Genomic DNA, 6,378 nt, shown 5'->3' with positions numbered 1-6,378 from the left:
TCGCGGCGCATCAGCGCTTCGAGATCGGCGAACTGGCTGTCGCGCCAGACCGTGACGCCGAGATAGCGGATCTTCTTCTCCGCCTTCAGCGCCCGCAGCGTGGCGAGGTTCGTCTCCGGGTCGATGAGGTTGTGGACGGCGACCAGGTCGATCATCGCCGTGTTCAGGCGCTTGAAGGAGCGCGCGATCTCGGCGGCCCCGCCCTCGCGGCCGGGCGTGCCGACCTTGCTGCACAGGAACACTTTCGATCGCAGGTCGTCCTGCCCGAGGATCAGGCCGAGCACGTCCTCGGCGGTGCCGTAGCTCGGTGCCGTGTCGATCACCGTGCCGCCGAGGGCGACGAAGCGCTGCACGGCCTCCCGCAGCGGCGCCACGGCGTCCGCGTTGGGCTCGACCTCGTAGCGGCGGGAGGTTCCGATCCCGATCACCGGAAGGGTCTCGCCGGAGGAGGGGATCGGGCGCCGGATCAGACCCGCGGGCTCGGCCTGCGCGGGCGCGGCGACCCGACCGAGGAGGGTCGCCGACAGGGGCAGGAGGCCGGCACCGGCGATGACGGCGCGTCGGGAGGGATGCATGGCAGCGTGGACTCCGGAGGAGGCGAACGTCCGGCTCATCTAGGGCCGGAGCCGGGCTTCGACATGCCCTGAGGCTTCGACGTGCCATGAGGGTTCGACATGCCCTCAGGCATCGCCGGCCACCCGGTGGAACAGGGCCGGGTCGAGGCCGAGCGCGAGCGTCTTGAAGTGGTGCGTCGAATCGAGGTCGTTCCTCAGGGCGATCATATAGGCGGCGGCGTACATGACCGCGGTGACGTCGCGCGCGCGCGGGGACTGCGCCACCTGCAGCATGGCCTTGATCTCGTCCGTGGTTTCTTCCAGGCGCCAGGCCGTGTTCTGGAGCGGCGTGTTGCCGATCGCGGCGGCGCATTGCGAGAAGAAGCTGACGACGGGCGCGATGATCCGCCTCGATTTCGACAGCAGGAGCAGGTCCATCGCGGCGCGCTGGTTCTCGGTCAGGTCGCCCTCCACGCAGGCGATGATCCGCTCGGGACCGTAGCGGCGGGCGAACTGGTCCACCACTGCACGGTCCTCGGTGCAGACGATGATCCCGCCGGTTCGATGCTGATCGACGGCGTTGAAATAGGCCTGAAGCGGCGTCAGCCTCTGCAGAATCTGGATCATCAGGCCATCGGCCAGGATAGCCAAGTCGGAATGCAGGAGCATCCCGACGATGTCGCCGCGCCTGACATGGACGGACAGGCACTCCCCGAGGGGCCACCTGCGGCCGAGCGCGTCGAGGGCGGCCGGGAGCGCGGCATTCCAGTTGATGCAGGCGGCGATGCGCGCCAGCTTTTCCTTCAGGTCGGGGTCCCTGGCCATGAACTGGAGCAGGGGCGTCGGGAAGTCGTAGTTGAGGCCCGGGCCCATCCAGGCGATCTGGGCGATCTCGCCCCGCGAGAGATGGAACAGCTCGTCCTGATGGTAGAACAGGCTGAAGAGGCCGGTGCTGACCACCTCCTCGTGCAGGACGATGTCGCCGTACCGACCCTGCGTGCGGTCCGCGAACAGGTGCAGGCTGTCGAACAGCTCCAGGATGTACTTGGGATGCATCAGGACTGGGCTGTGGGGCGGGTCAGGCCAACCCAGGGGTGTCCAGATGACCTTCACCGGAACGCCGATCTGCTCCGACAGCAGCTGCGCATAGACCGCGGACAAGACGCGTGTCCCGAGACCGTCGCTTCTCTGGGTGCAGATCATGAGTCCGGCATGGTCTCGAACGGCGGCTTTGTGAATGCCTTCATGGCGGTCTCAACACAGGGATCTTGGAATCGATGTCATCGCCTGAGGATCGATGTCATCGCCTGATGCCATGCAAAAAGCCCCGGCTGCCAGTCGCGGCGGCCGGGGCCTCGAAACGATTGAGGCGTAGCGGGTCCCCCCTCGTCAGAGACGGGCTGTCTCGCGGCGGTTGAAGCCGAGGGCGCACAGGGTCGCGACGGCGCCCGACAAGAGATAGACGCCGACCCAGGAGAGGCCGAACCGGCTCGACACGCTTAAGGCTACGAGGGGCGCGAAGCCCGCGCCGATGAGCCAGGCGAGATCCGAGGTCAGGGCCGCCCCGGTGTAGCGGTAGCGCGAGCCGAGATTGGCGGTCACCGAGCCCGAGGTCTGGCCGTAGGAGAAGCCCAGCAGCGCGAATCCGCCGAGCACGTAGATCGTCTGGCCGAGTTCGCTGTCGCCGACAACGATCGGCGCGATGATGCTGGCGATCGCGAACAGCAGGATGAGGCCCGCCGCTACGCCCACCTGCGTACGCCGGCCGATGCGGTCCGCCACCAGACCGGAGACCACGATGGTGCCGGCGGCCAGGAATGCGCCGGCGCATTGCACGAGCAGGAACTCGCCGGCGCTGCGGCTCGTGAACAGGTGGATCCAGCTGATCGGGAACACCGTCACGAGGTGGAACAGGGCGAAGCTCGCCAGCGGCACGACGGCGCCGATGAGGACGAAGCGGCCATGGGTCCGCAGCACTTCGAGGACCGGGGTCGGCTCGAGTTCCTGCATGTCCAGCATGCGCGAGAATTCCTCGGTGGCGACGAGGCGCAGGCGTGCGAACAGGGCCACCACGTTGATGGCGAAGGCCACGAAGAACGGGTAGCGCCAGCCCCAGTCGAGGAAGTCCGCGTTGGAGACGTTCCCGAGGAAGAACGCGAACAGGGCACTCGCCAGCATGAAGCCGACCGGGGCGCCGAGCTGCGGAATCATCGCGTACCAGCCGCGCTGCTTCTCGGGGGCGTTCAGGGCGAGCAGCGAGGCGAGGCCGTCCCAGGCACCGCCGAGGGCGAGGCCCTGGCCGATGCGCAGCAACGCCAGCAGCCAGATCGAGACGGCGCCGAGGTGCTCGTAGTTCGGCAGGAAGCCGATCGACATGGTCGAGCCGCCGAGCAGGAACAGCGCGATGGTCAGCTTGACGCCGCGCCCGTGCCGCCGGTCGATCTCCATGAACAGGGCCGAGCCGATCGGGCGGGCCACGAAGGCCAGCGCGAAGAGCGCGAAGGCGTAGAGCGTGCCGGTGAGCGGATCGGCGAAGGGGAAGAACACGCCGGGGAAGATCAGCACCGAGGCGATGCCGTAGACGAAGAAGTCGAAATACTCGGCGGCGCGGCCGATGACGACCCCGATGGCGATCTCGCCGGGGGCGACCCGGTGGTCGCTGGACGCCTCGTGCGCGTCGCGCTCCAGCGACGTCGAGGATGGCACTGCGTAATCTGCGCTCATCGAAGGAACCGTGCTCGCTTCATCCGTTCGGGACCAGATCGGTCGCGGCCTGGCCCGCGCCTCGTCCGTGTAGATCCAGGGGACCGTTTATGCCCCGCGTTTTCGCTGCGGCAAAGGGCAGCGCGGCGCATCCCACCCCGGACCTCTAACAGATCGAGGCCGGCCGAGCCTACAGGGAAAGGAACCTCTTCCTTGTTCCATGCTCCCCCGGCTATGATCCTAGCGCTGATCAGACGCGTCTCATCTCACTTGTCAATTTGGTGCGATGCAGCGCACTGAGACGCTGCGCTTCCCACCCCGGGCGACCGGGGCGCGACGGGAGGCGACTTCACCGAGATTGCGCCAGACGAGTCCATGCCCGTCAAAATTCTTCGTACGCTCGTGCTTCTTCCGCTGTTCGGCCTGCTCTCGGGCTGCAACATGGTCCTGATGCAGCCCTCCGGCGACATCGCCGCCCGCCAGCGCGACCTGATCCTGGCCTCCACCGGGCTGATGCTGCTCATCATCATCCCGGTCATCGCCTTCACGCTGCTGTTCGCCTGGCGCTACCGCGCCTCGAACAAGGAGGCCGCGTACGATCCCGACTGGCACCACTCGACGCAGCTCGAAGTGCTGATCTGGTCGGCGCCGCTGGTGATCGTCATCGCGCTCGGCGCCCTGACCTGGATCAGCACCCATACCCTCGATCCATACCGCCCCTTGAGCCGGCTCGACGCCGACCGGCCCCTCGCCCCCGGGGTGAAACCGTTGACTGTCGAGGTCGTCGCACTCGACTGGAAATGGCTGTTCTTCTACCCAGATCAGGGCATCGCCACCGTCAACGAACTGGCCGCCCCGGTCGACGTGCCGATCTCCTTCAAGATCACCTCCGCCACCGTCATGAACTCCTTCTTCATCCCCGCGCTCGCCGGGCAGATCTACGCCATGGCCGGCATGGAGACGAAGCTCCACGCGGTGATCAACAAGGCCGGTACCTACGAGGGTCTCTCGGCGAATTACAGCGGGTCCGGCTTCTCGCGGATGAACTTCAAGTTCCACGGTCTCGACCAGGCCGGGTTCGACCAGTGGGTCGCCAAGGTGAAGTCCGAGGGCAAGCCCCTGAGCCGCCAGGGCTACGTCGACCTGGAGAAGCCGACCGAGCGCGAGCCCGTGCGCTACTTCTCCACCGTGGAGAACGGCCTCTACAGCTCGGTGCTCAACATGTGCGCGGTGCCCGGCAAGATGTGCATGAACGAGATGATGCACATCGACGCCATGGGCGGCGCCGGCAAGGAGAGCCACGCCAACCACAAGCGGCTCGAATACGACAACCGCTACGCCGAGCAGGGCATCGAGGCGCCGGGGGCCACCGTGGGCGGTTCCGGCCGCGAGTCGCACAGCCGCGAGCAGCCCGAGGGCATGAAGCCCAAATCCATCGCGCCCGACGTGAAGCCGGGCTCGGCGCCGGAGCATTCGGGACACGACCATTCGGGCCACCAGGGCCACGGTGCCCCGGCGGCGGACGGCACGGACTCGAAGGGCTCCGATCCCGTCGCCCCGGGCCAGTTGAACAGATAGCGCGGACGCCTCGGCCGCCCGCGACCCCATTCGGCACTCCTCTCACGAGACAGTCCCATGTTCTCCAATCCGGATCTCCAGAAGCTCCTGTTCGGGCGCCTGACGCTCGATGCCGTGCCGCTTCACGAGCCGATCCTCCTCATCACCTTCGCGATGGTCGGTCTCGGCGGCGTCGCGGTGCTCGGCGCGCTCACCTATTTCCGCCTCTGGGGCACCCTCTGGCGCGACTGGTTCACCTCCGTCGATCACAAGAAGATCGGCATCATGTACATCGTGCTGGCGCTGGTGATGCTGCTGCGCGGCTTCGCCGACGCCCTGATGATGCGCGCCCAGCAGGCGATGGCCTTCGGCGACGTCGAGGGCTACCTGCCGCCGCACCACTACGACCAGATCTTCACGGCCCACGGCGTGATCATGATCTTCTTCGTGGCGATGCCGCTGGTCACGGGCCTGATGAACTTCGTGGTGCCGCTGCAGATCGGCGCCCGCGACGTGGCCTTCCCGTTCCTCAACAATTTCAGCTTCTGGATGACGGTGAGCGGCGCCGTGACCGTGATGGCGTCGCTGTTCGTGGGCGAATTCGCCCGCACCGGCTGGCTCGCCTATCCGCCGCTCTCCGGACCCGCCATGAGCCCGGGCGTCGGCGTCGACTACTACATCTGGGCGCTGCAGATCGCCGGCATCGGGACCCTGCTGTCGGGCATCAACCTCATCGCCACCATCGTGAAGATGCGCGCGCCCGGCATGACCATGATGAAGATGCCGATCTTCACGTGGACCTCGCTCTGCACCAACATCCTGATCGTCGCCGCCTTCCCCATCCTCACGGCCGTTCTCGCGCTGCTGTCGCTCGACCGCTACGTCGGCACGCACTTCTTCTCGAACGACCTCGGCGGCAACCCGATGATGTACGTGAACCTGGTTTGGATCTGGGGTCACCCGGAGGTGTACATCCTCATCCTGCCGGCCTTCGGCGTGTTCTCCGAGATCGTCTCGACCTTCTCGAGCAAGCGCCTCTTCGGCTACGCCTCGATGGTCTACGCCACCGTCGTCATCACGATCCTGTCCTACCTCGTCTGGCTGCACCACTTCTTCACGATGGGCTCGGGCGCCAGTGTGAACTCGTTCTTCGGCATCACGACGATGATCATCTCGATCCCGACGGGCGCCAAGATCTTCAACTGGCTGTTCACCATGTACAAGGGCCGCATCCGCTTCGAGGTGCCGATGCTCTGGACGGTCGGCTTCATGGTGACCTTCACCATCGGCGGCATGACCGGCGTGCTGCTCGCCGTGCCCCCGGCCGATTTCGTCCTGCACAACTCGCTCTTCCTGATCGCCCACTTCCACAACGTGATCATCGGCGGCGTGCTGTTCGGCATGCTGGCGGGCATCACCTACTGGTTCCCCAAGGCCTTCGGATTCAAGCTCGACGAGTTCTGGGGCAAGATGGCGTTCTGGTTCTGGACGATTGGCTTTTACCTCGCCTTCATGCCGCTGTACGTGCTCGGCCTGATGGGCGTGACCCGCCGCATGAGCCGCT

5 protein-coding genes are annotated in these 6,378 nt (G+C 66.4%); 2 read left to right on the top strand and 3 right to left on the bottom strand.

What is annotated here, in order from left to right:
- From JWQ05_RS02545 to JWQ05_RS02535, 3 genes are all read right to left on the bottom strand, one after another.
- The coding region (locus JWQ05_RS02545) for an aldo/keto reductase (RefSeq protein ID WP_299653981.1) at nt 1-575 on the bottom strand (575 nt) is incomplete at its 3' end.
- A 105-nt stretch (nt 576-680) separates the two neighbouring features.
- A complete protein-coding gene (locus JWQ05_RS02540; protein ID WP_299653978.1) occupies nt 681-1,715 on the bottom strand; it encodes a hypothetical protein in 1,035 nt (344 codons plus the stop codon).
- Nucleotides 1,716-1,943: 228 nt separating this feature from the next.
- Complete coding sequence (locus JWQ05_RS02535) at nt 1,944-3,278, bottom strand: MFS transporter (protein WP_299653975.1); 1,335 nt, start codon at nt 3,276-3,278, stop codon at nt 1,944-1,946.
- Between the two features lie 354 nt (nt 3,279-3,632).
- Between JWQ05_RS02535 and cyoA the strand changes: the two genes are divergently transcribed.
- A complete protein-coding gene (cyoA, locus tag JWQ05_RS02530) occupies nt 3,633-4,835 on the top strand; it encodes a ubiquinol oxidase subunit II (protein ID WP_299653972.1) in 1,203 nt (400 codons plus the stop codon).
- A 57-nt stretch (nt 4,836-4,892) separates the two neighbouring features.
- On the top strand, nt 4,893-6,378 hold a 1,486-nt coding region (locus JWQ05_RS02525; RefSeq protein WP_299653969.1), incomplete at its 3' end, for a cbb3-type cytochrome c oxidase subunit I.

Source organism: Methylobacterium sp. (genome assembly GCF_028290105.1).
In the GTDB taxonomy this organism is placed as follows: domain Bacteria; phylum Pseudomonadota; class Alphaproteobacteria; order Rhizobiales; family Beijerinckiaceae; genus Methylobacterium.
This window is presented reverse-complemented; position numbering and strand designations above follow the sequence as displayed.